This is a genomic window from Actinoplanes sp. NBRC 103695 (assembly GCF_030269485.1).
In the GTDB taxonomy this organism is placed as follows: Bacteria; Actinomycetota; Actinomycetes; order Mycobacteriales; family Micromonosporaceae; genus Actinoplanes.
Genome location: NZ_BSTL01000011.1, coordinates 140058 through 166246, shown reverse-complemented (window position 1 = coordinate 166246; position 26189 = coordinate 140058). Strand labels below are relative to the sequence as shown.

The following is a 26189-nucleotide window of genomic DNA, read 5'->3' as shown; positions in this document are numbered from 1 at the left end:
GAGGCCCCCTTGCGTTCATCCCGGATTGCCGGCATCGGCATTTCCCTCCCCCCGTCCACCGACCAGGACGACCTGTGGTCCGGCTTCTTCGCCGGGCACTACGACAGCCGCCGGCGTGCGCTGGCCGAGAGGATCTTCAAGAATTCGGGCGTACGCAGCCGGCAGGCGGCCGTCAGCCCGCTGCTGGAGGACGTCTCCGAGTGGTCCACCGAACGCCGGATGGAGCGCTACATGGTGGAGGCGATGCCGCTCGGCAAGGACGCCATCGACCGCGCGCTGGCCGACGCCGGGGTCCGCGCCGACGAGATCGGCCTGTTCGCCGTCTGCTCGTGCACCGGCTACGCCACTCCCGGCCTGGACATCCTGCTCGCCCGCGACCTCGGCATGTCACCGAGCGTGCAGCGCCTTTTCATCGGGCACATGGGCTGTTACGCCGCGCTACCGGCGATGGGCACGGTCGCCGACTACGTGGTCGCCCACGACCGCCCCGCGCTGCTGCTCTGCATCGAGCTGACCAGCCTGCACGTCCAGCCGGCCGCCCGCTCCGACGTGCAGCAGATCGTGTCGCACGCGCTCTTCTCCGACGCGGCGGCCGCCGTCGTGCTCACTCCAGGCGACGACAACGACGGGTACGCCTTCAGCAGGCTGACCGCACTGACGGACACGACGACGGTCGACCACATGACCTGGGACATCACCGACGCAGGCTTCCGCATGGGCCTGTCCCCGCAGGTCCCGGCGGTGCTGGCCCGGCACGTCCGGGCCTTCGCCGACGACCTCGGTGTCACGGGCGCGGACGGCTGGGCGGTGCACCCCGGCGGCCCCAAGATCCTCGACGTCGTGGAGGAGCGGCTCGACCTGCCACCGGACGCGCTCCAGGCCTCGCGGAGCGTGCTCTCGGCGTACGGAAACTGCTCGTCCCCGACCGTGCTCCTCGTCCTGGACGCGCTCCGCCGCCGGGACCGGCGACCCGACCGCGTGGTACTGATGGCCTTCGGACCCGGCCTCACCCTGTACGGGGCGATGCTGGGACCTACTGTTGCGGGGTGACCGAGGAGCGCATCCGAGGCGTGACGCTGTACGCGCTGGCCGCCGTGGTGCTCCTCGGCGGCGGGCTGTGGTTCGTGCGGGCGGCGCCGCAGACCGGTGAGGACCCGCGCCTGCGCGCCTGGCAGCAGAAGGTGGAGCGGGTGCTGCCGGACGTGCCGCTGCAGGCTCTGGCCGACACGGTGACGCTGACCGGCGACCTCGCCACCGAACGCACCAGCCCCGTGGACCGCGGCTCCTACAGCCTCGTGATGGCGTGCGCGGGCACGGGGAAGGTTCGCGTGCGGGTCAGCAACAACCGGCGGGACTCGGGGCGGGCGATCTTGTGCTCGGAGAATCCGGTGGTCGGGCGGCTGGCGGTGGCGCTGGCGGACGAGTTCTACATCCAGGTCTCCGGCGAGGAGGATCACGGGGGCGCGGTCTTCCGGTGGCGGCTGGAGCGCAACCTCGGCTATTGATCGGCGCGCTCGCCGTCCGGGCTGGGCGATCGCCGCCGGGCCGCGATGCCGGACGACGCGGTGCACCAGGAGAAACGGCGTCTCGCCCGGAACATGATCGACGACGCGGTGGCCCGGGGCCGGACACCACCGTTGATCGTCGCGGACGCCGGATACGGCGATGCCGCCGAGTTCCGTCAAGCCCTCGAAGACCGGGCGATGACCTATGTCGTCGGCGTGACTGGCAAGCACACTGCGTTCACGATCGATGCTCAACGCACCGCGCCGCCCTACCAGGGTGCCGGACGCCGGCCACCAAAGATCCACCGCGAGGCCGCACCCACCCTGAAGACTCTCGTCATGGCCGCCGGTCGCAGCGCAGCTCGCAGAGTCGGATGGCGCCCGGATCCCGCCGCCGAGGCGGCCGGATCCAGATGATGTACGGCACCTTCATCTTCATGCGTGTCCGCCCGGCCAGCTGGACACACCGCCGCGCCGTGAGCTTCGGTGACCTGCCCCGCCGCCTCCCCGCCCCGGCACTGGGTGGGCGTCAACGTAGGGCTCGGGTACGACATTTTGTGGCGGCTGTCCACAGCGCCGTCAGAGGCGGGCGAGGTCTGCCTTGATCGCCAGGATGGACACGATGCGGAGCTCCTTGCGGACGATCTCGCCGCCGCGGTCGACCAGGAAGGCCGCCGCGGTGCCGTCAGGAGCCGACAGGCCGAAGTGCTTGCGCAGCTCGTCGGTCGGGTCGCGCAGCTCGCGAACGGTCTTACCCAGGCGTTGCGGGGCGGCGCCGGTGGGTGGCGTCGTACCGGCTGTGGGACGGATGGCGCTCACTGTGACCACCGCGATCTCCGGACGCACCGCGGTGATGGTGTCGTCGACCAATTGTTTGCAGTCGCAACCATCGGTGAGCAGGATTACGGCGGGTAGCTGACCACGGAGCGCAACCGCCTTGCCGTCCGGGCCGAGCAGTTCGAGCGCGGGCAGGGTGGTGCCGCGGTCGTTCGTCGTGGTCGCCGTGCGCTGGGTCGCCGGTGATCGGGCCGGGCCGGGCCACGCCGACGCGAAGAGACTCGCCACGGTCACGAGCAGAGCCATCGAGATGATCAGCACCGGGGCACGGACGCCGGCGCTCGCGATCCGGCGCAGGCGACGGACCGCCGGGCGGGCCGCGAACCTCTCCCACCGGGTGTGTGGCGCGGAGATCGCCAGCTCGGCCCGCACCGCCCTGACCTCGTCGGCAAGCTCCGACAGATCGTCGGGGATGACGATGACGCCCCACTCCTCGGGCAGCTCGGGGAGGTCATCGGGAGAGCCGCCGTCGTGCGGAGAGTCGCCGCCGTTGTCGCCGAAGCTACCCATGATTCACCCTCCCCCCAGGCCGACCACATGCGCCGTTCGAGGACTTCTGCCAAGCCTCTCTCACGCGGGGCCGGGACGCCAGTAGTGCGTGGTTCCGGTCCCCAGCGATAAGCTTGACCTCACAAAGACACCACTTCCGACATTTACGACTCCATCTATGCAGTCGTAACGCTGTGCTCACGCTGTGTCACGCAGGCAGCTCATCGGCCGCATGTCAAGCGGTAGAAAGGCCCGTCACAGGGCCTCTGAGCTGCACTAACAGTCACGGGCTGGGTGAGACATCGCTGCCTGAGCGTGTTACCCTAGACACAGCGAAAGGGGTTTCGAACCTATGGTTTTCAGTGTCGGCGAGACCGTTGTTTACCCCCACCACGGGGCCGCACTCATCGAGGCAATCGAGACTAGAACTATCAAGGGCGTGGAAAAGCTGTACCTCGTCCTGCGGGTTGCCCAGGGCGACCTGACGGTCCGTGTGCCCGCTGAGAATGCCGAGATCGTCGGCGTGCGTGAGGTGGTTGGCGAGGAAGGCCTGGGGAAGGTCTTCGACGTCCTCCGCGCACCGCACACCGAGGAGCCGACCAACTGGTCGCGGCGTTACAAGGCGAATCTCGAGAAGCTCGCCTCCGGCAACCCGCTCAAGGTTGCCGAGGTTGTTCGTGACCTGTGGCGTCGTGAGCGTGAGCGCGGTCTTTCGGCTGGGGAGAAGCGCATGCTCGCCAAGGCTCGCGACATCCTGGTCGGCGAGGTGGCCCTCGCGGAGAAGAGCACCAAGGACGAGGCGGAAGTCCTCCTCGACAAGGTCCTCACCGAGGCCTGATCCGCATCACCGCCCACAGCTCCATCTGAGAAGGACCGCGACGTGACCGCGCAGCTCAATGCTCGGGGTGACGTCGCGGTCCTCGTTCCGGCGGCGGGCGCCGGGGTGCGTCTCGGGCCGGGCGGGCCCAAGGCGCTCCGGTTGCTCGCCGGGGAACCATTGTTGGTCCATGCGGTGCGCCGGGTCGCGGCGGTTTCCAGCGTACGCATGATCGTGGTCGCCGCGCCCGCGGCCGACGTCGAGGCAGTGTCGGAGTTGCTCGCTCCGATCGCCCCGGTGACAGTCGTGGCCGGCGGCGCCGAACGTCAGGAATCCGTCGGGCGGGCGCTGGCCGCTGTGCCGGCTGATGTCCCGATCGTCCTGGTTCACGATGCGGCGCGTGCTCTCACCCCTCCCGCGATGATCGAGTCGGTCGCCGCGGCGGTTCGCTCGGGGTGGCCCGCGGTGATTCCGGTTCTGCCGGTCGTGGACACGATCAAAGAGGTCGCTCCAGCTCCCGCCCCCTCGGCTGTTTTGGCCGTGGCGGTGGGGGCTGAGGTTGTGGTCGGCACGGTTGATCGGTCGGTGCTGCGAAGCGTGCAGACGCCGCAAGGTTTTCGGCACGAAGTGCTGGCGGCGGCTCATGTGGCCGCCCGTGACCCGCTGACCGACGACGCGGGGCTGGCCGAGAAGGCCGGGATCCCGGTCACCTGCATCCCCGGATCCGAGCTCGCCCTCAAGATCACCCGACCCATCGACCTGGTCATCGCCGAAGCGCTGCTCGCGCATAAGGTGACCGGGTGATCTTTCCGCGGGTGGGCCTCGGCACCGATGTGCACGCCTTCCAGCAGGGCGAGGAGTGCTGGGTCGCCGGCCTGCACTGGCCCGGCGAGGTCGGCCTGGCCGGGCACTCGGACGGAGACGTCGCCGCCCACGCCGCCTGCGACGCGTTGTTCAGCGCGGCCGGTCTGGGCGATCTGGGCAGCAACTTCGGGACGTCACGGCCCGAGTGGGCCGGCGCGGCCGGCGTCACGCTGCTGACCGAGGCGGCGCGGCGGCTGGAGGCAGCCGGCTTCCGAGTGCTGAACGTCTCGATCCAGGTGATCGGTAACCACCCGAAGATCGGCCCGCGCCGGGATGAGGCGCAGCGAGTGCTCTCGGAGGCGGCCGGCGCGCCGGTCACCGTCGCCGGCACCACCACCGACGGCCTGGGCCTGACCGGCCGTGGCGAAGGACTGGCGGCCACCGCGGTCGCGCTGGTCCTCCCGCCCGGGTCCTGAGGCTGCCGCTGCGGCCGGCTTTCCGCCCGAACCCCTCCGCAGGGCGCGGGCGGGGCGGAGGCGTTCAGGTTGGTCGCCTACGCTCGGGGCGTGACCGCCACGCCGTCGGAGCCGGATACCACGCCTGAGGAGTATCGGCAGCGGGCTCTGCTCTTCGCCGACCTGGGGCGTTATGACGATGCGGCCGCTGAGGTCGCCGCGGGGCTGGTGGATGCGCCGCTGGATGCGGAACTGCTGGCCACGTTGGCACGGGTGCATCTTGTGGCTGATCAACCCGCTGAGGCCCTGGTCGCGGCGGATCGGGCCGTTTCGGCTGCCGCCGACACCTTGCCGGCGTTGGTGGTGCGGGCCATGGCGCTTGCTGACAACCGTCGATTCGGTGAGGCCGCGGTGGTGGCGGCCGACATCCTGGCGCGCTGGCCGGCGGATGCCTATGCGCAGCGCACCGGTGCGGCTCTGCTCAGCGAGTCGCGTAACGGGCAGGACGCTCTCAACGCCGCGTGGAACGGGGTTCGGGTCGCGCCGACCGATGCCGAGGCGCATCTGGTGCTGGCGGTGGTTGCCGCCCGGCTGCGGCTCTTCGATCTGGCGCAGCGTGCGTACGCGGAAGCCCTCGATCTTGATGACGCGATCGGGGACGCTCAGCTCGACGTGGGCATCGTGCGGCTGGAACGTCGCCGGTGGGCGCTGGCCTTGGAGGGACTGGCCGACGAGGCGGCGATCGACACGACGGCGCAGGCACGGCCGGAGGAGGCCGAGTTGCCGCGGGCCTATCCGGCGCCCGACCGGCCCGATCCGGCGCCGACCGCCTACGACTCTACGGCGGGGCTGCGGGGCGACGTCTTCCGTGAGCCGGCGCCGGTGAGCCGGCCGCGCGGTCCGGTGCTGGATCCGGCGGGGGACTCGCGCGACGCGGTGCGGCAGATGATCATGTACGGCAGCAACGGCGTTCTGGTGGCCGGCCTGCTGACGGCGTTGATGGCGCAGGCAAGCTCGGGGGCGTCCCGGGTGTGGGCGGGGCTGATCAGCGTGATCATCTTCGTGGCGATCCTGGTGTGGGTGAGCCGCCGCCTGACCGAGCCGACGGCGACCGCCCTGACGCGGCTGCGGCAGCAGGAAAAGCCGTTGGCGATCGCGGCCTATGCGACGTTCGTGGCACCGTTGATCGTGTTCGGCTATGCGCTGGTGGGCGGGCTGATTCCGCTGGTCGCGGCCATGGTCGTGGCGGCCGCCGCCGAGATGATCATCCTGGTCCGGCGCTGAGCCCGAAAACGGGAACTCAGGGAAGCTCGGCCAGCAGGACCTGGTCGCGGGTGAAGCCAGGTCCCCGGTCGATGGCGAGGTAGCCGTCGGCCAGTTGCCATCCTCGGGGCGCCCAGTCGGTGGCGTCGTGGGGATAGGCGAGCGGGAATTCCTCCCGGACCGCGCCGGTGGCGATGTCCCGGGCCAGCAGGTGGCGGGCGGCCGTCAGCTCGTAGGAAACTCCGCCCGCAGACCCCAGGACGACCGTGGAACCGGACGGCGGCACCACCGAAGTGGGCCAGACCTGTCCGGACGCGTCCCGCGCGCCCAGGCAGCCGACGCCGCAGACGACTCCGGTGAACGGACCGGTCGCGCCGGCCACCGGCTCCCCGGTGGCGGCCGACAGCAGCATGTCACCGCAGGCCAGCGCGTCGGCCGTGGCGAAGGCCGCTCCGGAGCACGGCCGGGACCACACCGTCGCGCCGGTGGACGGTGACAGCGCCCGAACCTGTCCGCCGGCCCGGATCAGCGCCACGCCGCCCGCCGAGTACAGGTCGGGCGGCGCCCACAGGACGGTCCGGGCGTCGGTGAAGCCGCCGGACGACGGCACCGACAGACGCCACCGGATCTTGCCGGTGAGGCCGTCGAGGGCGATCACCTGACCGTCCGACCAGCGGCTCACCACCGTCGTTCCGGTGGCCACGACGCCGGTGACCGACGCGGGCCAGCGGCGCAGGGACCAGAAGGGGGTGCGGGCCGTCTTCGCCGCCACCGGGCCGTCGGCGCGCACCTGCCTCGGCGAGACGAAGACCCGCAACCGGCCACCGACCAGCAGCGGCACCACGGACATACGCCCGGTCACGCCGGGGGGCGCGGAAGGCGCGGAGGGCGGGGCGGCGCCGGTGGAGTGCAGCTCGGCGGGGCGGAGGACCCGCCACCCGATCAGTCCCGTGACACCCACCAGCACCAGGGCGAGCAGTGATCGCGCCAGCATCGGCTGAACCTAGCTCAGGCGCCGGTCAGGCGGTCAGGCGGTCAGGCGGCGGCCGCCAGGTCGTCCAGATCCCGGCGCAGCGCTCCCTCGACCGTGCGGGCGGCCAGGCCGCCGAAGACCATGGCCAGGAACCGGCCGGCGGGAGCGGTGGGGGTGCCGTCCTGGACGACGGTGACCATCGTGCCGCCACGGTGGCGGCCCTCCAGGACGGGGACGAACGTGTACGTCATCCGGTAGTCGGCGCCGATGCCGGGCGACTCGACCTCGAAGTTGTCCAGCGAGGCGCAGGAACGGACCCGGAACTCCTCGGTGATCTCGCCGTCGTCGGGCATCGTGCGCGTCTCGCGCCACACCGTGCCCTGCGTGAACGGGCCGGGGGTCTGCACCTCGACGGCGGTGACCGTCGACAGCCAGCCCGCGCGGCCGGGCAGGTCGGTGAAGACTCGCCAGACCTCTTGTATCGGTGCCTCGATGAGCCGTGTGACAGCGACCGTCGACATTGCGTGACCTCCCGCGTACAAAGTACGGGCAAACGCGGGGTGTCGAACAGTGGTTATGAAGAGTAGCCACCGTTGATCAAGCCGAGCCGGACCATCTCGGTCAGCGGCTCGACGATCGTGCTCGCGCCGAAGCCGGCCCAGAGCGGCCGGATCTCGTCGCGGCGGGCGCGGGCCGGCTCGACCAGAGGCACGGGATGGGTCGCCCCGAGCGCCTCGGCCACCTCGGCGACCTCGTGGCCGTCGGTGGCCAGCAGCACCGCCACCAGCACGTTGAGGAAGCCATGGTGGGTGAAGCCGGTTTCCGGGTCGGTGTGCCGCAGCGCGTGCCGGATGCCGGCGGCCAGCTTGAACGGCAGCTCACGGTCGCGGCAGGCGCAGATCACCGCGGCCAGCTCGACGGGTGTGGGGAAGAGTTCCCCGGCCAGCCCGCCGACGCGGAACTTCGGCGCGATCCGGAGCCCGTCCGCGCGCATCGCCGCCACGGCGTCCAGTGCGGCCAGCAGGCCCCAGCTCAGCGGGATCTCGGCGTACACATCGAGGTCTTTGTCCGAAGTCGTCAATCGGCGCAGCTCAGCGAGGCCGGGCTGGGGGTCCTCGCCGCGCCGGGCGACCGCGGCCTCGATCGCGCGCACCGACGCGCCGCACGCCCGCAGCTTGGCGACCGCGACGGGCAGGATGGTCAGGGCCGCGTCGCTGATCACGCAGACCGGCAGGCCGGGAGGATCACAATCAAGATCAAGGAGCGATGAGGGTACGAGCAGAGCGCCGACCAGTTCGCCGTACCAGGCGTCCCGGTGCTCGCGGAACCCCGCGGCGGCGTGAGCGACGGTGGCGTCACCGGGCTGGAGCAGCGCGGCGTCATCGAGCAGCCCGGCGAACAGCGGAGGCACCATCGATGACACGAATCGAACCTAACGGACGCTGTGAGCGGTGTTCAACAGCGTCCGTCCGGCCGGGTGGGGTGATTGCCGAGGTCAGTCGATCCGGAACTGCTCCCCGTAGACCGCGAACACCAGCGGCGTGTTCAGGTCGAAGTTGCCGTTGTTGAGGAAGACGCGCTGCGCGGTGTCCACCCGGGACGTGTCCGAGTGCGCCTCCTCCTTTTTCATCTCGGCCACCCGCGCGTTGAGGAACGCGTTCAGCCAGGTGGCTTCGGTGCCGCCCTGGGACGGCGGCACCGCGTTGCGCAGCGCGGCCGAGCGGATCGAGCGCATGCCCTCGTAGCCGTGCATGACCGCGGCGTCGTAGTAGGCGAACTGGCCGAGCGCCCGGACGCCGTCGTTCTTCGCGTCCCGGACCGACGGGTTGAAGTAGACCCGGTCCCGCTCCGACTCCTGCGCGGCCTGGAAGACACTGTCGGCGGCGGCGGTACGCCAGTCGGCCGGGTAGTTCGGGTCGAGCCCGGCGTGCGAGTCCGACCCGTCCACCTGGCGCAGCGCCGGCAGGTACTTGGCGAGCACGTTGTTCGGCTTGGTCTGGGTGTACCGCTCGACGAGCTCGAGCATGTCGCCGGTGCCGGAGCAGAAGCCGATGATCCCGGCGGTGTAGCCGCGCCCGTCGCCGATGTCCTCGATGTACCGGAACTGGGCCCGCCAGTCGAGCGACGAGTTCTCGGCCGCGCTGACGAGCTTCATCGCGACCTCCTTCTTCGCCGGGTCGTCGAGCGGGGTGCCGGCCGGCGGCGGGTTCTGGCCGCCACCGTCGGGCAGCGTCCAGCGCTGGTTGGCGCCGGTGCCGCAGGTCCAGATCTGCAGCCGGGTGCCGTCGGCGGAGTTGTTGTCCGAGACGTCCAGGCACTTGCCGGAGCCGGTGTTGCGCAGGCGGCCGCTGTCCGCGGTCCACTGTTGCGCGGCGGTGCCGTTGCAGTCGTACAGCTGGATCTTGGTGCCGTTGGCCGTGCCGGCAGCGGTCACGTCGAGGCATTTGCCGAGCGCGCGGACGTCGCTGCCGACGGTCCAGCTCTGCGCGGCGCTGCCGTTGCAGGTGTAGAGGTTGATCGCGGTGCCGTTGGCGCCGGCGCCGCCGGCCACGTCGACGCACTTGCCGGCGAGGCCGGTGATCGGGCCGGCGCCGGCCGCGCTGGCCGGGAGGATGCCGGCCACGAGGGATCCGGCGGAGATGAGCACGCCTGCTGCGGACGCTATGGCGGCCTTGGGGATGGACATGAGCGCTCCTCATATTGACGGGGGAAGGTAACGCTATGTCAGTTAACTTGGTTTATCAATTCTCACTTGTCAATGTCTGCGAAGAGTCCGGCATCGCTTGACACTGATGCGGCACGCGCCTACGTTCCGTGACAACTGTTCGATGTCGTCGCAGTGCACTGGGGAGCATCGGTTGTCGCGACCAGCGGGTTCGTCGAAGCTCCTGCGTGCCATGAATGAGAGCGCGGCGTTCTCGTACCTGCTGGATCCGGGCATGCTGACCAGGGCCGACCTGCGCCGGCTGACCGCGCTGAGCACGCCGACCATCTCCGAGGTGCTGCGCCGGCTGACCGGCGCGGGGCTGGTCTCCGTGGTCGGGCACAACAGCGGCCGGCCGGGCCCGAACGCCGAGGTCTACTCAGCCAATCCGGACGCCGCGTGGACGGTCGCCATCTCGGTCCGTGACATCGGCGCCAGTGGCGCGCCGTCACTGGCCGCGGCCGTCTGCGACCTCACCGGGGTGGTCCGCGGCCGGGTCGAGTCACGCGTCGACTTCCTCGATACCGACCCGGTGGACGCCCTCGCCACCGTGGTGTCCCGGCTGCGCGCGGAAACCGGCGCGCCGGCCTCGTGGCTCCGGCAGATCCAGCTCGGCGTCGCCGGCTCCTACGACCCGCGCACCGAGACCATCCACCACGTCGAGGTCCCCGGCTTCGGGCGCAGCGGCCTGGTGCCGGAGATCGCCGCCCGGTTCGGCACCCGGGTGGACGTCGACAACGACGTGAACCTGGCCGCGGTCGCCGAACGCCGGCGTGGAGTCGGGCAGAACGCGGACGGCTTCGCCCTGCTCTGGCTCGGCCAGGACGGCCTCGGTCTCGCGATCGACATCGGGGGCGCGCTCATGCGAGGCGCGCGCGGCGGTGCGGGCGAGATCGGTTACATGCCGCTGTACGCCCCCGACTCGACCCACAGCAAGATCGCCCTGCAGGACCTGGTCGGTGGCGCGGCCGTGCTGGACCTGGCCCGCGAGCACGGCATCCCCGGCGAGACACCGCCCGAGGTGGTGTCCTACGCGGGCAAGCGACGCGCGGAGTACGCCGAGTTCTTCAGCCAGCTCGCCGACCGGGTGTCGGTCGGGCTGGCCGCGGTGATCGCGGTGCTCGACCCGCCGCTGGTGGTGCTCGCCGGCGAGGTGGCGCAGGCCGGAGGCGAGGCGCTGCGCGACGCGGTGGCCACCGCCATGCAGCGCAACGAGCCACTCCAGGCCCAGATCGCCGTCACCACGATCGACGACGACGCCGTCCTGCTGGGCGCCCTGGACACCGGGCTCACCGCGATCAGGGAGGCGCTGCTCTCAGCCATCAGCGATGCCTGAGTTCGCATAGTCTCGTGACATGGTGGTCGAGGTGGTGCTGGACGGGATCGCGTTGGGGGAGTCGGCTCGCTGGCACGGCGGGCGGCTGTGGTTCTCGGACTGGGTGGCCGGCGAGATCATCGAGGTCGAGCACCGGCAGGCGCGGGTCGCCGCCCGGGTCGACGGGATGCCGTTCTGCTTCGACTGGCTGCCCGACGGCCGGATGGTCAGCACCAACGGCCCGCACCAGCGACTGCTCGCGATCACGCCCGGCGGCGAGCACACCGTGCACACCGACCTGTCCGGCCTGGTCGCCCCGCACGCCTGGAACGACATCGCGGTCGACCCGCGCGGCCACATCTTCATCAACAACATCGGGTACGACTTCCCGGGGGGCGACCCGGCGCCCGGCCTGATCGCCGTGATCACCCCGGCCGGCGAGACCCGCCGGGTGGCCGGTGACCTGCTCTTCCCCAACGGCATGGCGGTCAGCCCCGACGGCGGCACCCTGGTCGTCGCCGAGTCGCACGGCGAACGCCTGACCGCCTTCGACATCACCACCGAGGGCAACCTGACCGACCGCCGGGTCTGGGCCGAGCTGCCCGGCGACGCCCCCGACGGCCTGTGCTTCGACGCCGAGGGCGCGATCTGGTACGCCTCGGTCCCCGGCAAACACTGCCGCAGGGTCCGTGCGGGCGGCGAGATCGTCCAGACGGTCACGCTGGACCGCGGCGCCTTCGACTGCGCCCTCGCCCCGGACGGCACGCTCTACGCCGTGACCGCCGACTTCGCCGACCCGGAGGCCGTCTTCCGCGGCGCCCGCACCGGCCGGCTGATCGCGGCCAAGGTCAATTTCTAAGATCCACTTCTGGGGGTACGAGCACACCGGCGCCTTGTCCCCGCTCCGCGGGCCGGGCGATCCGTCCAGGTCCGTGCCGCGACTTCCGGCGGCTACGGATCCGTCCGGCCGGTGTCCCGCCCCGGATCGCTTCCCGCGATGATGATGCTGATGACGAAACCACCGACGCTGTTCCTGACCGTGGGGCTCCCCTGCACCGGCAAGACCACGGCCGCCCGCCGCATCGAGATCGAGCATGACGCAATCCGTCTCACGAAGGACGAATGGGTGAAGGCCCTCTACGGGAACGGGAACCCGCCGTCCGCCGCGGACGTGATCGAAGGACGGCTCATCCGGATCGGGCTGCGAGCCCTGGAACTGGGCACCAACGTCGTGATCGACTACGGCCTCTGGAGCCGGGACGAGCGCTCCGCCCTGCGCCGGGCCGCCGCCGACCGCGGCGCGGCGGTCGAGATGCACTATTTCGAGGTCACCGCGGCCGAGCAGCGAAGACGAGCCGACCAGCGGCAGGCCGAGGCGCCGCACACCACCTGGCCCATGTCCGACGAGGAACTGGCCGAGTGGGCCGCCGTCATCGAGATCCCCACCCCGGGCGAACTCGACGGCACCGACCCCATCGGTGCCCCGCCACCCGGCTTCCCGACCTGGGACGACTGGCGCGCCCACCGCTGGCCCCCGTCCGTCTCCTGACGCGCGGCCGAACCCAGCCGCTTGCCCGGCTAGGCCAGGGCGACCTCGGCGGCTGACAGGAACGCGTCGTTCTCCTCGGGGGTGCCGATGGTGACCCGGACGCCGTCGCCCTGGAAGGCTCGGACGATCACGCCGCGCTGTTCGCAGGCGGCGGCGAAAGCGGCGGCCCGGTCGGTGAGCGGCAGCCAGACGAAGTTGGCCTGTGACGTCGGCACGTCCACGCCGAGTTTGCGTACCGCCTCGGTGACCCGGTCCCGTTCGGCGATCACCAGTGCGCAGCGCCGGCGGACCTCGTCCTCCTGGTCCAGTGCGGCGATCGCCGCGGCCTGGGCGACCAGGCTGGTCGAGAACGGCGTCACCACCTTGCGGACGGCGGCGGCGACCTCCGGCTGCGCGACCAGGAAGCCGATCCGCAGGCCGGCCAGACCCCAGGCTTTCGAGAGGGTACGCAGCACGGCCACGTTCGGCCGGTCGCCGTAGGTGGTCAGCGCGTCCGGCACCTGCTCGTCGGTGACGAATTCCCGGTACGCCTCGTCGAGGACGACCAGCACGTCGGACGGTACGTCGTCCAGGAACCGGTCGAGCTCGGCGCGGCCCACCGACGTGCCGGTCGGGTTGTTCGGGTTGCACACGATCACGACCCTGGTCCGGTCGGTGATCGCCGCGGCGATGGCCGGCAGGTCGTGTCCGTGCGCCGCGGTGTTCGGCACCCGGACCGAGGTGGCGCCCGCGGTGGCCGTGATGATCGGGTACGCCTCGAACGACCGCCAGGCGTACACGACCTCGTCGCCGGGCAGGCTGGTCGCCCTGATCAGGTGCTCGGCCAGGGCCACCGAGCCGCAGCCGGTGACGACCCGGTCGGCGGCCACGGCGTACCGGTCGGCGAGTTTGTCCCTCAGCTCCACCACGCCCATGTCGGGGTAGCGGTGGGATCCGAGCATGCTCGCCGCCACGGCCTCGACGACGCCGGGCAGCGGCCCGAACGGCACCTCGTTGCTGGCCAGCTTGATGGCTTCGGCGATGCCGAGTTCCCGCGCCAGGTCGGCGACGCTGCGCCCGGGTACGTAGCTGGGCAGCGCGTCCAGGTCGGCGCGGGTGAGCCGGGTCATCAGGGTTGTCCTTCCGAGTTGCCGCCGCCGGCGTCCGGGGAGGTGGACGACGAGGAGGATGACGTGCCGCCGGGGGCGACGGCGCTGTGCTGCCGGTTGTCCGGCGGGAGCGCGACGACGACCGTGCGGGCCGTCTTGTCGTGCAGTGCCTGTCGCAGCTGCTGGTCGAAGAGCGGCGACAGGGAGTCGACGAGTTGGAGCAGGAGCCCGAACCCGGCGCAGCCCCAGAACGGCGTCCACAGTCCGAGCCGTGCCCAGCGCTTGAACGCCCGCCCGAAGCCGAGCGCGTCGGTGTTCTCCACCGCCATCACCTTGATGCCCATCAGCCGCTTGCCGAGCGTCTGACCGCGGGATCCGACGGCCGGCGCCTCGTACAGCAGCCAGAGCAGCGTGGCGATGATCAGCATGGTCCAGAGCAGGTACTCCGAGCGGGCCGTGGGCTGCGGCTGCTCGCCGAACGGGTCGGCCATCGCGGCCCGCCACATCGGGACGAACTCGAGGTAGAACTGGTACGCGAACCAGCCGTTGACCACCACGTTGAGCAGCAGGACGGCGAACACGTCGACCAGCCGGGCGAGGAACCGCTGGCCCATCCCGGCGAGCGCGAACCCGTGCGGCCGGGCCTGCACGACCCAGCCGGAGCCGGGTGGCGGCGCCCAGCCGGGCGGCGGCATCCATCCGGGCGGGGGCGGCGGGTACCCGGGAGGCGGCGTCCAGGTCTGCGGGTACTCCGGGACCTTCTTCGGGTCCGGGGTGGCGGCGGGCGTGCTGACCGGCTCGGGAGCGGCCGGTTCGGGCTCCGGCTCCGGCGGCCCGGAGGGCGGCGTGGCGTCGGCCGGGATGGCCTTGCCGAACCAGCCCTCACCGTCCCAGTAACGCTGGGTCTCCGGGTCGGCCGGATCCTTGTACCAGCCGGCGGGCAACGAGCTCATGGGCCAACCTTTACCACGACCGTCTGGGCGAACTTGTCGTGGAGGGTCTGCAGGTACGGCTTGTCCCACAGTTGCCAGAGCCCGTCCAGCCAGCTGAAGAGCGGGATCACCACGCCGCCCACGATCTCCACCAGGTAGCGCTTCGCCGCCATGCCGCGGGTCAGTGTGGCCTGTGGGTCGAGCGGGACCACCCGCAGCTTCATGATCTTCTTGCCGAGCGTCTGGCCGTTCCGGTGCATGTATTCGACGTGGTAGCAGTAGTAGGCGATCAGCATGAAGAGGATCAGCCCGGCCTCCAGCAGCAGGAAGGGCCCGACGAAGTCGCCGAACGGGTCGATCTCGGCGGTGCTGCCCGTCTCGGGGTCGAATTGCAGGTCCGACATCGCGTTGAACATCACGAAGCCGAACGCCGGTACGAAGACGACCATCAGGACGGCGCTGACGATCGCGCTGTCGATGATGTAGGCGAGCAGCCTCGTGCCGAAGTCGGCCAGCGGCTGCCCGCCCGGGCTCATCGGTTGCGGCAGCGGTCGGTATTGCGGCTGCTGCGGGCCCTGATAGGGCGGGTAGGCCTGGTAAGTCACCGGGACAGTGTTACAGGTTTCCGCGCAGCTCTTGTTCCCGCTCGATGGCCTCGAACAGCGCCTTGAAGTTGCCCTTGCCGAATCCGAGCGAGCCGTGCCGCTCGATCAGCTCGAAGAAGACCGTCGGGCGGTCCTGCACCGGCTTGGTGAAGATCTGCAGCAGGTAGCCGTCCTCGTCCCGGTCGACCAGGATCGAGCGCTTCTTCAGCTCCTCGATCGGTACCCGCACCTCGCCGATCCGGGCGCGCAGTTCCGGGTCGTCGTAGTACGAGTCCGGCGTGTCGAGGAACTCGAGGCCGGCCGCGCGCATCGCGTCGACGCTGCGCAGGATGTCGTTGGTGGCCACCGCGACGTGCTGGGCGCCCGGGCCGCCGTAGAACTCGAGGTACTCGTCGATCTGCGACTTGCGCTGCGAGACGGCCGGCTCGTTGAGCGGGAACTTGACCTTGCGGGTGCCGTCCGCGACGACTTTGCTCATGAGGGCGGAGTAGTCGGTGGCGATGTCGTCGCCGATGAACTCGGCCATGTTGGTGAAGCCCATGACCCGGCGGTAGAACTCGACCCACTCGTCCATCTTGCCGAGCTCGACGTTGCCGACCACGTGGTCGACGGCCTGGAAGTAGCGCTTGGGCTGGACACCCGCGGCGATGGCGGCGCTGCGGTCGACGATCGGGCCGCGGGTCACGAAACCGGGCAAGAACGGGCCGTCGTACTGCGAGCGGTCGATCAGCGTGTGCACCGTGTCGCCGTAGGTGCCGATGGCGGCGAGCCGGACGGTGCCGTGCTCGTCCTTGACGTCGTACGGCTCGGTGACGCCGCGGGCGCCGGCCGTGACCGCGTGCTCGTAGGCCTTGTCGACGTCGGGGACGGCCAGCGCGATGTCCTTGATGCCGTCGCTGTGCGCGGCGACATGGTCGGCGCCGGCCGCGCCCGCGTGCACCGCACCGGTGATCAGGAAGCGGGCGCCGCCGCTGGTCAGCACGTACTCGGCGTGGTCGCGGTAGCCGTTCTCGGGGCCGCGGTAGGCCACGCAGGTCATCCCGAACGCGGTCGAGTAGTAGTGGGCCGCCTGCTTGGCGTTGCCCACGAGGAACTGCAGGTGGTCGACGCCCTGGACGGGGAAGACGTCGGCTGTCGGGGTCGCGCTTTCCATCATCTGCGTCATGGCGTGATGGTCGTCTCACGGCCGGTGAATGGGCAATAGTTGTAGTTTTGGCTGGTCAACCTGCGCAATCCGTAGAGTGGGAGACCGCGATGACTGGTCAGGATGTCCAGTTGGACGAGCTCGACGCGCGGCTGCTCTCGTTGCTGCGGGACGAGCCGCGGATCGGCATGCTCGAGCTCTCCCGCCGCCTTGCGGTCGCCCGCGGCACGGTCCAGGCCCGGTTGGACAAGTTGATCGCGCGCGGCGCGATCCGCGGCTTCGGACCCGACGTCGCGCCCGCGTCGATCGGCTTCGGCGTGACCAGTTTCGTCACCCTCGAGATCAGTCAGCGGTACGGGCACAGCGCGGTGGCCGACCACCTGGCGGCGATCCCGGAGGTTCTGGAGACGCACACGATCACCGGCAGCGGGGACCTGATGTGTCGCGTGGTGGCCCGATCGAACACCGACCTGCAGCGGGTGATCGACGAGATCCTGGGCTACGAGGGAATCCTCCGGGCGGCCACCATCATCGCCCTTGCCGAGCTCATCCCGTACCGGATCATGCCGTTGGTCCTTCAAGCCGCGAAGCGGTCTTAATAGGACGACACGGGCAATTACCCCCTCACGGACGTGGCGGGTGGATCTCGTTAGCGTGTGCTGTGGCTTCCGGCGGCACCCCGAGGGGGTATGTGGCGATCTTCATCGTCGTCGGCCTCGTCGTGCTCGCCCTCACCAACGTCTTCAACCCCTGGCCGAAGGTCTGGAGCTGGGTCACCGCCGCCGGGCCGATCGCCGACGGCGCCTCGCAATGGCAGATCAAACTCAGCGGATCGCCGGCCAGCGTGACCATCGCCGGCGACGCGGCCATCATCGAATACCGCACCCGGGTCGAGTCCTACGGCCTCGGCGCCGGCGTGAAACTGTGGCAGTCGGACGCCGACTGGGCCTCGGTCGCCGGCGTCGGATCGGACGCCGTGGTGGTAACCGGCAAACTGCTGACCAAGGGCTACCAGGTGCTCGACCCGCGCAGCGGAGCCGTCCGGCGCAGCGACAAGACGGCCACCGCGGTGTGGGCGTACCGGGACGCGATCGTCGACCTGAGCTGCGTCAAGGGCGGCGAGTGCGAGCTGACCGCCTGGGATCCGCGCGGCACCCGTCCGCTGTGGACGGTGAGCACCGGCGGCATCGGCTTCGTACTGGACGCGGCCAACCCCGACCTGCCGGACACCCACCCGATGACCGGGTCGCATGTGGACGGGCAGGTCGCCGGCCGGCCCTACCTGCCCTCGCTGATGGGCCTCCCGGACGGCGGCCGGGTGCGGATCGTCGACACCGCCACCGGCAAGGTCGTGCAGACCGTGACACCCAAGCCGGAGGAACGCGTCTCGGTGGCCGGCGGCCGGGTGCTCACCGTCACCGGCGAGGCCGGCGACGGCACCTGCTACTACAGCGTCGTCGCCACCGACCCGGGAGCCGGCGTGGTGTGGCAGCGCACCGGCCTGAACCTGCGCACCGCCGACAACGGCTCGTCCTGCAAGCAGGAACGGGATCCGGCCGGCGGCGACGACGTGGTGCTCGGCGTCGACCCGGTCGGCCGCGAGGAGCTGATCGCGGCGCACGACGGGCGGCGGCTCTGGTACGGCGCCAAGGACCAGGATGTGCTCGCCGTCAACGACGCGCACGCGATCATCCGCAGCGCCGACAGGAAGACGCTCACCGGACGGTCGTTCAGCACCGGGGACGTGACCTGGCGGCGGAGCGTCAACGACCAGGCCTCCGCGGCGCTCACCCCGTACGCCGCGATCGTGACGAACACGTCGCCACGCCGCGTCACCGCACTGTCGCCCTCCGGCGGGCGGGTGCTGGTCGACACGCGTACCGAAGCCTCGGTCTTCGCCTCCGGACCCGAGGGTCTGATCGTGGTCGACGGGCGGGACATGGCCTACCTGCCCTACCGGTGACCGAACTTTGATCCGGGGGAGTTCGCACTCTCGATACGCACTGGCTTAGGCTTGCCGCTCATGACCGCACCCTCCTCCTTCACCTACGCGCCTCTGCTGCCGGTCGGCGACGACACCACCGACTACCGACTGATCAGCGACGAGGGCGTGGACGTGGTCGAGGGGCCCGGCGGGCGCCGGTTCCTGACCGTCGAGCCCGAGGTGTTGTCCCTGCTCACGGCCGAGGCGATGCACGACATCGCGCACTTCCTGCGGCCGGCGCACCTGGCCCAGCTCGCCTCGATCATCGACGACCCCAAGGCGTCGCCCAACGACCGCTTCGTGGCTCTCGACCTGCTGCGCAACGCCAACATTGCGGCCGGTGGCGTGCTGCCGATGTGCCAGGACACCGGCACCGCGATCATCATGGGCAAACGTGGCCGGCACGTACTCACCGACGGCCGCGACGAGGAGGCCATCGCCGCCGGCGTGTACGAGGCGTACACCCGGCTGAACCTGCGTTACTCGCAGCTCGCGCCACTGACCATGTGGGACGAGAAGAACACCGGGTCCAACCTGCCGGCCCAGATCGAGCTCTACGCCGAGGACCCGGGCGGGCAGCCGGACGCGTACAAGTTCCTGTTCATGGCCAAGGGCGGCGGCTCGGCCAACAAGTCGTACCTCTACCAGGAGACCAAGGCGCTGCTGAACCCGGCGCGGATGATGTCGTTCCTGGACGAGAAGCTGCGGCTGATCGGCACCGCGGCCTGCCCGCCGTACCACCTCGCCGTCGTGATCGGCGGCACCAGCGCCGAGTACGCGCTGAAGACGGCGAAGCTGGCCAGCGCGAAATACCTGGACAACCTGCCCCGGCACGGCACCATGGCGGCGCACGGCTTCCGCGACGTCGAGCTCGAGGCGGCGGTGCTGGAGCTGACCCGCGACTTCGGCATCGGCGCGCAGTTCGGCGGACGGTACTTCTGCCACGACGTACGCGTGATCCGCCTGCCGCGGCACGGCGCGTCCTGCCCGGTCGCGATCGCGGTCTCCTGCTCCGCCGACCGCCAGGCCCTCGCCAAGATCACACCGTCCGGGGTCTGGCTGGAACGGCTCGAGGCCGACCCGGCCCGCTTCCTGCCCGAGGTCGAGCTGGGCGACGAGGAGGTCGTCCACGTCGACCTCAACCAACCGATGGACCAGATCCGGGAGATGCTCTCCAAGTACCCGGTGAAGACCCGGTTGTCGCTGAGCGGCCCGCTGGTGGTGGCGCGGGACATCGCACACGCCAAGATCGCCGAGCGCCTGGACGCCGGCGAGCCGATGCCGCAGTACCTGCGCGACCACGCGGTCTACTACGCGGGACCGGCCAAAACCCCTGAGGGGTACGCCTCCGGCTCGTTCGGCCCGACCACGGCCGGGCGCATGGACGCCTATGTGGAGCAGTTCCAGGCGGCCGGCGGCTCCCTGGTCATGCTGGCCAAGGGCAACCGTTCCGCCCAGGTCACCCGCGCCTGCCAGAGCCACGGCGGGTTCTACCTGGGCTCGATCGGCGGACCGGCAGCACGCCTCGCCCAGGACTGCATCCGGCACGTCGAGGTGCTCGAATACCCCGAGCTGGGCATGGAGGCCGTCTGGAAGATCCAGGTCGAGGACTTCCCGGCCTTCATCGTCGTCGACGACAAGGGCAACGACTTCTTCGCCGACGTCACCCGCCCCAACCCGCTCCTCACCATCGGGAAGCCCTGACTCTTATGTCCCGGCCCCAGATGGTGATCTTCGACAACGACGGGGTCCTCGTGGACAGCGAGCGCCCCGCATGACGGACCTCCCCGCGGCGATCGCCGGCCTCTGACCACTCGGCTCGGCCATCCGGCACGACGCAGGTTCTCGGTTCACCGTTACTTGCCTGCGCGGCGGGTCACGTAGGTCCCGCGCTGTGGTGCGGTGGTGACGAGGCCGCGATCGCGCAGCAGGCGGACGGCTGAGCGCACGGTTCCCCGGGCGAGTCCATACTCCTGCTGTAGGTAGGACTCGCTCGGGAGCGGATCGCCCTCCTTGAGTTCACCGCGCTCGATCATCCTCGCCAACAGGTCGGCGAGCTGCACATACAGCGGCGTGGGAGCGAGCGGGTCAATCACACGCCCACGGTAGGACGTCGGCGTGTTCGAAAGATCGTCGAATACGTTCTAGACGTTCAATACGTACAGGACTTAGAATTGGGGTAGCTCGCGAGTAGACAGCGTGGCGGATGGGTTCAGGTTCGCCCGTGGTCAAGACGAAAGGCCCGGCGCAGTCGTCGAGATGCGTCGGGCCTCTGTCTTGCTGGGAAGGGAAATTCCTGGTGCGCTGCGGAGCTTTGGCCGGACGGATCCGTGGCCGCCGGAGGGCGCGGCACGGACCTGGACGGATCGCTCGGCTCGCGGGGTGGGGACGGGGCTCTGGTGTGCCCGTACTCGGAGGAAGTGGATCTTTAGGCGCAATACCCCGTGACCGGGTTCATCCAGTCGAGCATCTTCGACTCGATGCGGGCGTCCAGGTCCTTCGTCGTCTTGATCGAGTCGAAGAAGGCCTTGTCGGTCGCGCTGCCGGTGACCTTCGCCGCGCTTGCTGTGCCGGCGGCCTTCAGGTCGGGGTCCTCGGCGGCCGCGACCTCCTTCTTGATCTGCGCGCCGACCTTCTTGAGCTCCTCGCCCGCGGCCTTGCGCGCCACCTCCGCCGAGCCGGCCTGCTTGGCCTCCTTGTTGGCGATCATCTTCCCCAGCTGGGTGGAGAAGCCGGCGAAGCCGTCCTGGTAGATCGCCGCGACCTTGTCGCAGACCTGCTTGGAGTTCGCCGTGTAGTCGGGCGCGTGGAAGGTCGACTCGGCCGTCGGGGAGGGCGCCGTGGGCGCCTGGTCCGCGGTGGTCGAGGCGTTGTTCGCGTCGTTCCCGCAGGCGGCCAGGGCCACCAGGGCACCACCCGCAACAGCGGCCAACAGAGCGCGTCGCATCAGCAAAGATCCTGTTCAGTAGGCAGTCCAAACGCTCGCCCACGGTACGTTCCGTCGTCCAGCGCGTCCACTGCGGTGTACGAATGGACTGTGACGACTGACGAGAGCGGTTACCGCATCGAGAAGGACACGATGGGCGAGGTCCGGGTTCCGGCCGACGCCCTGTGGCGAGCGCAGACCCAGCGGGCGGTGGAGAACTTCCCGATCTCCGGGCGTGGCCTGGAGCCGGCGCACATCCGGGCGCTGGCCCAGATCAAGGGTGCCGCGGCCCAGGTCAACGCCACCCTGGGCGTGCTCGATGACGACCTCGCCAAGGCCGTCGCCACCGCTGCCGCGCACGTGGCGGGCGGCGGGTACGACGACCATTTCCCGATCGACGTCTTCCAGACCGGTTCCGGCACGTCGTCGAACATGAACGCCAACGAGGTGATCGCCGGGCTCGCCGCGCGTGAGCTGGGCCGGAGCGTGCACCCCAACGATCACGTGAACGCCTCCCAGTCGAGCAACGACGTCTTCCCCTCGTCGATCCACCTGGCCGCGACCGAGGCGATCACCAGCGACCTCATCCCGGCGCTCGATCACCTGGCCGCGGCGCTCAAGGTCAAGTCCGACGCCTGGGCCGAGGTGGTCAAGAGCGGGCGTACGCACCTGATGGACGCCACGCCGGTCACGCTGGGCCAGGAGTTCTCCGGGTACACCGCGCAGGTGCAGTACGGCATCGACCGGCTCACCGACACCCTGCCCCGGCTGGCCGAGCTGCCGCTGGGCGGGACAGCCGTCGGCACGGGCGTGAACACTCCGCCGGGGTTCGCGCCCGCGGTGATCGCCACGCTCAAGGACATGACGGGACTGCCGCTGAGTGAAGCGCGCAACCACTTCGAGGCGCAGGGCGCCCGGGACGCGCTGGTCGAGGCGTCGGGGCAGCTCCGGGTCGTCGCGGTCGGCCTCTACAAGATCGTCAACGACATCCGCTGGATGGGCTCGGGCCCGCGGGCGGGGCTGCGCGAGCTGCGCCTGCCCGACCTTCAGCCGGGGTCGTCGATCATGCCCGGCAAGGTGAACCCGGTGGTGCCCGAGTCGGTGCGCCAGGTGTGCGCCCAGGTCATCGGCAACGACGCGGCGGTGGCGTTCGCCGGCAGCCAGGGTGACTTCGAGCTCAACGTGATGCTGCCGGTGATGGCCCGCAACCTGCTCGAGTCGATCCGGCTGCTGGCGGCGGCCGCGCGGATGCTCGCCGACCGCTGCATCGACGGTCTGCAGGTCAATGAGGAGATCGCCCGGGGGTACGCCGAGGGTTCGCCCTCGATCGTCACGCCGCTCAACCGCTACCTGGGGTACGACGAGGCGGCCGCGATCGCGAAGGAGGCGCTGGCCTCGGACAAGTCCATCCGCTCGGTGGTGCTGGAACGCGGGCATGTCGAGCGGGGCACCCTCACCGAAGATCAACTCGATCAGGCGCTCGACGTCCTCCGGATGACCAGGCCCTAGTTGTCCACAGGCGGGGCGTTTCCGGTTAGACGGCCTCGGTACCCTTGATTGGTGACGCTCCGCCTGCATGACACCGCGACCCGATCCGTCCGGGACTTCGTCCCGATGACGCCCGGTCAGGTCGGCATCTACCTGTGCGGTCTCACGGTCCAGTCGGTGCCGCACATCGGCCACCTGCGCTCCGCGGTCAACTACGACGTGTTACGGCGCTGGCTCCTGCACACCGGCCTCGAGGTCACCTTCGTCCGCAACATCACCGACGTCGACGACAAGATCCTCGACAAGGCCGTCACCCAGAAACGTCCCTACTGGGCGATCGCGTACGAGAACAAGCTCGCGCTCGAGCACGACTACGCCGCGCTCAACGTGCTGCCGCCCACCTACGAGCCGCTGGCCACCGGGCACATCACCGAGATGCACGACATGATCGACGATCTCATCGAGCGTAAACACGCCTACCCGTCCGACAACGGCTGCGGCGACGTCTACTTCGACGTGCCCTCGTTCGACGGCTACGGCTCCCTCTCCGGTCAGAAGCCGGAGGACATGCGCGCCCCGGCCGACGGCGGCGAGCGGGACAAGCACGACTATCGCGACTTCGCGCTGTGGAAAGCGGTCAAGCCCGGCGAACCGGCCGACGCGTCCTGGCCGTCGCCGTGGGGCCGCGGCCGTCCCGGCTGGCACATCGAGTGCTCGGCGATGGCCCGGCGCTACCTCGGCGACGAGTTCGACATCCACGGCGGGGGGCTCGACCTGACCTTCCCGCACCACGAGAACGAGATCGCCCAGTCACGCGCCGCCGGGCTGCCGTTCGCCCGCTACTGGGTGCACCACGCGCTGCTCAACCTCGGCGAGGCCAAGATGAGCAAGTCGCTGGGCAACGTGATCGACCTCGAGTCGGTCACCGGGCAGGGCATCCGGCCGGTCGAGCTGCGCTACTACCTCGGCACGCCGCACTACCGCTCGCGCATCGACTACTCCGACGAGGCGCTGCACGAGGCCGCCACGGCGTACCGGCGGATGGAGGGCTTCGTCCAGCGGGCCGTGGAGATCGTCGGTCCCGGCCGGCCGATGGACGTGCCGCCCGACTTCGCCGCCGCGATGAACGACGACCTCAACACGTCCGCGGCGCTCGCCGTGGTGCACGACACCATCCGCGAGGGCAACACCGCGCTGGCCGCGAGCGACGAGACCGGCGTCCGCGCCGCGCTCACCGCCGTCCGGGCCATGCTCGGCGTCCTCGGCCTCGACCCGCTCGACCCCGCATGGGGCGGCGGCCGCCGTGGCAACGACCTCAAGCCCGTGGTGGACGCCCTCGTCCACCTTGCCCTCGAGCAGCGTGCTCAGGCGCGGGCCCGGAAGGACTGGGCCGCCGCAGACGCGGTCCGCGATCAGTTGAAGAATGCGGGCGTACAGGTGGAAGACACCCCGGCCGGACCCCGCTGGACCGTGGGAGAGCAGCACTGATGCCCGGAAATTCCAACAACCGTAGCCGTCGTGTGACGTCCAAGAAGGGCGCCACGGTCGGTTCGGGCGGCAAGCGGCGCGATGCGCTCAAGGGCCGCGGCCGTACCCTGCCCGCCGACGAGCGCCCCTGGCACAAGGGCTACTCCGGCACCGAGGAACTGCCCGCCAAGACCGCTCGCAAGCAGGAAAAAGAGCGCAAGGCGGCGGCGGCACAGGGGCGCGCGCCCAAGATCGGCATTCCCGGCACCAAGGACACCACCTGGGGCCGGGGTGGTGGCCGGGGCGCCAGCGCCGGTCGTCCCGCCCCGCAGCGAGGCAAGGCGAACCCGCGCAGCGGGCCCCGGATCGCGCCGGGCCGCCGGTCCAACCCGACCAAGGAGGGGCCGGAGCTGCTGCTCGGCCGCAACCCCGTGGTCGAGGCGCTGCGGGCCGCCATCCCGGCGACCGCGCTCTACGTGGCGCAGGGCATCGACATCGACGACCGGGTGAACGAGATCATCCGCACCGCCGGCGACCGGGGCATCCCGATCCTCGAGGTGAGCCGCAACGAGCTCGACCGGATGACCGGTGGCGTCCTGCACCAGGGCATCGGGGTGCAGGTCCCACCTTTCGCGTACACGCAGCTCGACGACCTGATCGCGTCCGCCCTGGAGCAGACCGCGCCGCTGCTGGTCGCACTGGACGGGGTGACCGACCCGCGCAACCTGGGCGCGGTCATCCGCTCGGTCGCGGCGTTCGGCGGTCACGGCGTCTTCATGACCGAGCGCCGCGCCGCTGGCATCACGCCCACGGCCTGGCGGACCAGTGCCGGGGCGGCCGCCCGGGTGCCGGTCTCGCAGGTGGTCAACCTGACCCGGGCGATCAAGGCCTGCCAGCAGGCGGGCTTCACGGCGATCGGGCTGGACGCCGACGGCGAGATGGACCTCTACCAGCTGGAGGTCGCGGTCGGCCCGCTCCTGGTGGTGGTCGGCTCCGAGGGTCGCGGCCTGTCCCGCCTCGTCGGCGAGACTTGTGACCTGCGGGTGAGCATCCCGATGTCGTCCGAGGTCGAGTCGCTCAACGCCTCGGTCGCCGCGGCGGTCACCCTCGCCGAGGTCAGCCGCCGCCGCACCTACACCTGAGCCACCTGCCGCCCGTCGCCTGCCGCCTGCTCAACCTCGGATGAAGAGGGGCAGGCGGACGGCCGGGGGGAGCGGGGTCGGCGTCGGGCGTGCCCGGAACGACTGGATCATCAGGGCGGCGAACCGGCGCGAGGCGGCGACCCGCATGTCCGGCGAGTCGGCGCGGATGCCCTCGTTCGCCATCATCGCGAGCACCAGGTCCTCCAGTACGACGTCCTTGCGCAGGTCGCCGGCCGCCTTGGCGCGTGCCATCAGCTTCAGCAGCGCGCGCATCGTGCGGTCCCGGCCGTCCGCGAAGTCGAAGATGCGCGGGTACTGCGAGGTGAGCGCGCGGGCGAAGCCCCGATCGAGGGCGTGCACCACCAGCAGTTTCTCCACCACCAGGCAGAATCCCTCCCACGGGTCGCCGACCGTCAGGCCCTCGTCGACGATCGCGATGCAGACCGCCATCTGCTCGGCGAAAGCGGCCGTGAGCAGCGCCTCCTTCGTCGGGAAGCGGCGGTAGAGGGTGGCCACGCCGACCTCCGCGCGCCGGGCGACCTCGCGCATCGGCACATCGAGACCCTCCACGGCGAACGCCTCGCGGGCCACCTCCAGGATGCGGTCCCGGTTGTCGCGGGCATCCGATCGCAGCTTCTGAACCACTTGCTCCGTCACCAGTCTCACTTTAGCTAAACGGATCAGCTGTTCCGTTACGTTCCG

Annotated in this window: 28 protein-coding genes; 16 read left to right on the top strand and 12 right to left on the bottom strand. The window is 70.4% G+C overall.

The annotated features are described in order from the left end of the window. Positions 1 to 9 precede the first annotated feature (9 nt). From QSK31_RS21230 to QSK31_RS21220, 3 genes are read left to right on the top strand one after another with little or no spacing between them, the layout of a single operon-like run. Positions 10 to 1050, top strand: coding sequence for a type III polyketide synthase (locus QSK31_RS21230; RefSeq protein WP_285685994.1), 1041 nt, complete (start codon positions 10 to 12; stop codon positions 1048 to 1050). Further along, on the top strand, positions 1047 to 1505 hold the full coding sequence (locus tag QSK31_RS21225) for a DUF6023 family protein (RefSeq protein WP_285685993.1): 459 nt from the start codon (positions 1047 to 1049) through the stop codon (positions 1503 to 1505). Before QSK31_RS21230 ends, QSK31_RS21225 begins: the two co-directional genes overlap by 4 nt. 45 nt (positions 1506 to 1550) lie before the next feature. After that, complete coding sequence (locus tag QSK31_RS21220) at positions 1551 to 1922, top strand: transposase (protein ID WP_502872986.1); 372 nt, start codon at positions 1551 to 1553, stop codon at positions 1920 to 1922. Positions 1923 to 2084: 162 nt separating this feature from the next. On the opposite strand, the gene QSK31_RS21215 is transcribed toward QSK31_RS21220, so the two are convergent. Then, on the bottom strand, positions 2085 to 2852 hold the full coding sequence (locus tag QSK31_RS21215; RefSeq protein ID WP_285685992.1) for a hypothetical protein: 768 nt from the start codon (positions 2850 to 2852) through the stop codon (positions 2085 to 2087). Positions 2853 to 3183: 331 nt separating this feature from the next. Between QSK31_RS21215 and QSK31_RS21210 the strand changes: the two genes are divergently transcribed. The 4 genes from QSK31_RS21210 to QSK31_RS21195 all read left to right on the top strand — a co-directional run bounded on the left by QSK31_RS21210 (position 3184) and on the right by QSK31_RS21195 (position 6191). Next, positions 3184 to 3669, top strand: a complete 486-nt coding sequence (locus tag QSK31_RS21210; protein ID WP_184988251.1) for a CarD family transcriptional regulator — start codon at positions 3184 to 3186, stop codon at positions 3667 to 3669. 42 nt (positions 3670 to 3711) lie between these two features. Further along, on the top strand, positions 3712 to 4452 hold the full coding sequence (ispD, locus tag QSK31_RS21205; RefSeq protein ID WP_285685990.1) for a 2-C-methyl-D-erythritol 4-phosphate cytidylyltransferase: 741 nt from the start codon (positions 3712 to 3714) through the stop codon (positions 4450 to 4452). Further along, entirely contained in the window at positions 4449 to 4928 is a 480-nt protein-coding gene (gene ispF, locus QSK31_RS21200; protein ID WP_285685989.1) for a 2-C-methyl-D-erythritol 2,4-cyclodiphosphate synthase, read from the top strand. Before ispD ends, ispF begins: the two co-directional genes overlap by 4 nt. Before the next feature lie 90 nt (positions 4929 to 5018). After that, positions 5019 to 6191 (top strand): tetratricopeptide repeat protein, encoded by a 1173-nt coding sequence (locus tag QSK31_RS21195; protein ID WP_285685988.1) that lies wholly within the window; start codon positions 5019 to 5021, stop codon positions 6189 to 6191. Between the two features lie 16 nt (positions 6192 to 6207). Here the strand turns inward: QSK31_RS21195 and QSK31_RS21190 are convergent, their stop codons facing one another. The 4 genes from QSK31_RS21190 to QSK31_RS21175 form a co-directional block, all read right to left on the bottom strand. Next, positions 6208 to 7164: an outer membrane protein assembly factor BamB family protein gene (locus QSK31_RS21190; RefSeq protein ID WP_285685987.1), complete on the bottom strand. Its 957-nt coding sequence runs from the start codon at positions 7162 to 7164 to the stop codon at positions 6208 to 6210. 41 nt (positions 7165 to 7205) lie between these two features. Further along, positions 7206 to 7664 (bottom strand): SRPBCC family protein, encoded by a 459-nt coding sequence (locus tag QSK31_RS21185; protein ID WP_285685985.1) that lies wholly within the window; start codon positions 7662 to 7664, stop codon positions 7206 to 7208. Between the two features lie 53 nt (positions 7665 to 7717). After that, positions 7718 to 8566, bottom strand: coding sequence for a hypothetical protein (locus QSK31_RS21180; protein WP_285685984.1), 849 nt, complete (start codon positions 8564 to 8566; stop codon positions 7718 to 7720). A gap of 72 nt (positions 8567 to 8638) precedes the next feature. Beyond that, entirely contained in the window at positions 8639 to 9829 is a 1191-nt protein-coding gene (locus QSK31_RS21175) for a chitosanase (RefSeq protein WP_285685983.1), read from the bottom strand. Positions 9830 to 10040: 211 nt separating this feature from the next. On the opposite strand from QSK31_RS21175, the gene QSK31_RS21170 reads away from it, so the two are divergent. From QSK31_RS21170 to QSK31_RS21160, 3 genes are all read left to right on the top strand, one after another. Further along, positions 10041 to 11183: an ROK family transcriptional regulator gene (locus QSK31_RS21170; protein ID WP_285685982.1), complete on the top strand. Its 1143-nt coding sequence runs from the start codon at positions 10041 to 10043 to the stop codon at positions 11181 to 11183. Between the two features lie 19 nt (positions 11184 to 11202). Continuing rightward, the gene (locus tag QSK31_RS21165) at positions 11203 to 12021 is read left to right on the top strand and encodes an SMP-30/gluconolactonase/LRE family protein (protein ID WP_285685981.1); all 819 of its coding nucleotides are present in this window, start codon (positions 11203 to 11205) and stop codon (positions 12019 to 12021) included. Between the two features lie 150 nt (positions 12022 to 12171). Continuing rightward, positions 12172 to 12711, top strand: coding sequence for an ATP-binding protein (locus QSK31_RS21160; RefSeq protein WP_285685980.1), 540 nt, complete (start codon positions 12172 to 12174; stop codon positions 12709 to 12711). A 29-nt stretch (positions 12712 to 12740) separates the two neighbouring features. Here the strand turns inward: QSK31_RS21160 and hisC are convergent, their stop codons facing one another. Genes hisC through hppD form a run of 4 tightly spaced genes read right to left on the bottom strand, consistent with a single transcriptional unit; the run spans position 12741 to position 16501 of the window. Continuing rightward, a complete protein-coding gene (gene hisC, locus QSK31_RS21155; RefSeq protein WP_285685979.1) occupies positions 12741 to 13820 on the bottom strand; it encodes a histidinol-phosphate transaminase in 1080 nt (359 codons plus the stop codon). Then, complete coding sequence (locus tag QSK31_RS21150; protein WP_285685978.1) at positions 13820 to 14752, bottom strand: RDD family protein; 933 nt, start codon at positions 14750 to 14752, stop codon at positions 13820 to 13822. Before QSK31_RS21150 ends, hisC begins: the two co-directional genes overlap by 1 nt. After that, positions 14749 to 15336 carry an RDD family protein gene (locus QSK31_RS21145; RefSeq protein WP_285685977.1) on the bottom strand — a complete coding sequence of 196 codons (588 nt, stop codon included), beginning with the start codon at positions 15334 to 15336 and terminating at the stop codon, positions 14749 to 14751. Before QSK31_RS21145 ends, QSK31_RS21150 begins: the two co-directional genes overlap by 4 nt. 10 nt (positions 15337 to 15346) lie before the next feature. Further along, positions 15347 to 16501: a 4-hydroxyphenylpyruvate dioxygenase gene (gene hppD, locus QSK31_RS21140; RefSeq protein WP_285685976.1), complete on the bottom strand. Its 1155-nt coding sequence runs from the start codon at positions 16499 to 16501 to the stop codon at positions 15347 to 15349. 89 nt (positions 16502 to 16590) lie between these two features. Between hppD and QSK31_RS21135 the strand changes: the two genes are divergently transcribed. From QSK31_RS21135 to QSK31_RS21125, 3 genes are all read left to right on the top strand, one after another. After that, positions 16591 to 17079: an Lrp/AsnC family transcriptional regulator gene (locus tag QSK31_RS21135; RefSeq protein WP_285685975.1), complete on the top strand. Its 489-nt coding sequence runs from the start codon at positions 16591 to 16593 to the stop codon at positions 17077 to 17079. 92 nt (positions 17080 to 17171) lie between these two features. Further along, a complete protein-coding gene (locus tag QSK31_RS21130) occupies positions 17172 to 18443 on the top strand; it encodes a PQQ-binding-like beta-propeller repeat protein (protein WP_285685972.1) in 1272 nt (423 codons plus the stop codon). A gap of 60 nt (positions 18444 to 18503) precedes the next feature. Next, complete coding sequence (locus tag QSK31_RS21125; RefSeq protein ID WP_285685971.1) at positions 18504 to 20168, top strand: fumarate hydratase; 1665 nt, start codon at positions 18504 to 18506, stop codon at positions 20166 to 20168. Positions 20169 to 20320: 152 nt separating this feature from the next. On the opposite strand, the gene QSK31_RS21120 is transcribed toward QSK31_RS21125, so the two are convergent. Both QSK31_RS21120 and QSK31_RS21115 read right to left on the bottom strand, forming a co-directional pair. Continuing rightward, on the bottom strand, positions 20321 to 20560 hold the full coding sequence (locus QSK31_RS21120) for a GntR family transcriptional regulator (RefSeq protein ID WP_285685969.1): 240 nt from the start codon (positions 20558 to 20560) through the stop codon (positions 20321 to 20323). A gap of 332 nt (positions 20561 to 20892) precedes the next feature. Next, positions 20893 to 21411 (bottom strand): hypothetical protein, encoded by a 519-nt coding sequence (locus tag QSK31_RS21115; RefSeq protein ID WP_285685968.1) that lies wholly within the window; start codon positions 21409 to 21411, stop codon positions 20893 to 20895. Positions 21412 to 21501: 90 nt separating this feature from the next. Between QSK31_RS21115 and QSK31_RS21110 the strand changes: the two genes are divergently transcribed. From QSK31_RS21110 to rlmB, 3 genes are read left to right on the top strand one after another with little or no spacing between them, the layout of a single operon-like run. Then, on the top strand, positions 21502 to 22899 hold the full coding sequence (locus tag QSK31_RS21110) for a class II fumarate hydratase (RefSeq protein ID WP_285685967.1): 1398 nt from the start codon (positions 21502 to 21504) through the stop codon (positions 22897 to 22899). A gap of 51 nt (positions 22900 to 22950) precedes the next feature. Further along, positions 22951 to 24366 carry a cysteine--tRNA ligase gene (gene cysS, locus QSK31_RS21105; protein ID WP_285685966.1) on the top strand — a complete coding sequence of 472 codons (1416 nt, stop codon included), beginning with the start codon at positions 22951 to 22953 and terminating at the stop codon, positions 24364 to 24366. Next, complete coding sequence (gene rlmB, locus QSK31_RS21100; protein ID WP_285685964.1) at positions 24366 to 25487, top strand: 23S rRNA (guanosine(2251)-2'-O)-methyltransferase RlmB; 1122 nt, start codon at positions 24366 to 24368, stop codon at positions 25485 to 25487. The genes cysS and rlmB overlap by 1 nt, the downstream gene beginning before the upstream one ends. A gap of 30 nt (positions 25488 to 25517) precedes the next feature. Here rlmB and QSK31_RS21095 read toward each other — a convergent pair whose 3' ends face one another. Continuing rightward, a complete protein-coding gene (locus QSK31_RS21095; protein WP_285685963.1) occupies positions 25518 to 26144 on the bottom strand; it encodes a TetR/AcrR family transcriptional regulator in 627 nt (208 codons plus the stop codon). Between the last annotated feature and the right edge of the window lie 45 nt (positions 26145 to 26189).

Bases quoted from the DNA above. Each gene is read 5' to 3' on its own strand.
- rlmB (WP_285685964.1), top strand. From the start codon at position 24,366: ATGCCCGGAAATTCCAACAACCGTAGCCGTCGTGTGACGTCCAAGAAG.
- QSK31_RS21175 (WP_285685983.1), bottom strand. From the start codon at position 9,829: ATGTCCATCCCCAAGGCCGCCATAGCGTCCGCAGCAGGCGTGCTCATC.
- QSK31_RS21215 (WP_285685992.1), bottom strand. From the start codon at position 2,852: ATGGGTAGCTTCGGCGACAACGGCGGCGACTCTCCGCACGACGGCGGC.
- hppD (WP_285685976.1), bottom strand. From the start codon at position 16,501: ATGACGCAGATGATGGAAAGCGCGACCCCGACAGCCGACGTCTTCCCC.
- QSK31_RS21210 (WP_184988251.1), top strand. From the start codon at position 3,184: ATGGTTTTCAGTGTCGGCGAGACCGTTGTTTACCCCCACCACGGGGCC.
- QSK31_RS21220 (WP_502872986.1), top strand. From the start codon at position 1,551: ATGCCGGACGACGCGGTGCACCAGGAGAAACGGCGTCTCGCCCGGAAC.
- QSK31_RS21160 (WP_285685980.1), top strand. From the start codon at position 12,172: ATGACGAAACCACCGACGCTGTTCCTGACCGTGGGGCTCCCCTGCACC.
- QSK31_RS21190 (WP_285685987.1), bottom strand. From the start codon at position 7,164: ATGCTGGCGCGATCACTGCTCGCCCTGGTGCTGGTGGGTGTCACGGGA.
- QSK31_RS21135 (WP_285685975.1), top strand. From the start codon at position 16,591: ATGACTGGTCAGGATGTCCAGTTGGACGAGCTCGACGCGCGGCTGCTC.
- QSK31_RS21125 (WP_285685971.1), top strand. From the start codon at position 18,504: ATGACCGCACCCTCCTCCTTCACCTACGCGCCTCTGCTGCCGGTCGGC.
- QSK31_RS21165 (WP_285685981.1), top strand. From the start codon at position 11,203: ATGGTGGTCGAGGTGGTGCTGGACGGGATCGCGTTGGGGGAGTCGGCT.
- QSK31_RS21115 (WP_285685968.1), bottom strand. From the start codon at position 21,411: ATGCGACGCGCTCTGTTGGCCGCTGTTGCGGGTGGTGCCCTGGTGGCC.
- QSK31_RS21150 (WP_285685978.1), bottom strand. From the start codon at position 14,752: ATGAGCTCGTTGCCCGCCGGCTGGTACAAGGATCCGGCCGACCCGGAG.
- hisC (WP_285685979.1), bottom strand. From the start codon at position 13,820: ATGACCCGGCTCACCCGCGCCGACCTGGACGCGCTGCCCAGCTACGTA.
- QSK31_RS21170 (WP_285685982.1), top strand. From the start codon at position 10,041: ATGAATGAGAGCGCGGCGTTCTCGTACCTGCTGGATCCGGGCATGCTG.
- QSK31_RS21185 (WP_285685985.1), bottom strand. From the start codon at position 7,664: ATGTCGACGGTCGCTGTCACACGGCTCATCGAGGCACCGATACAAGAG.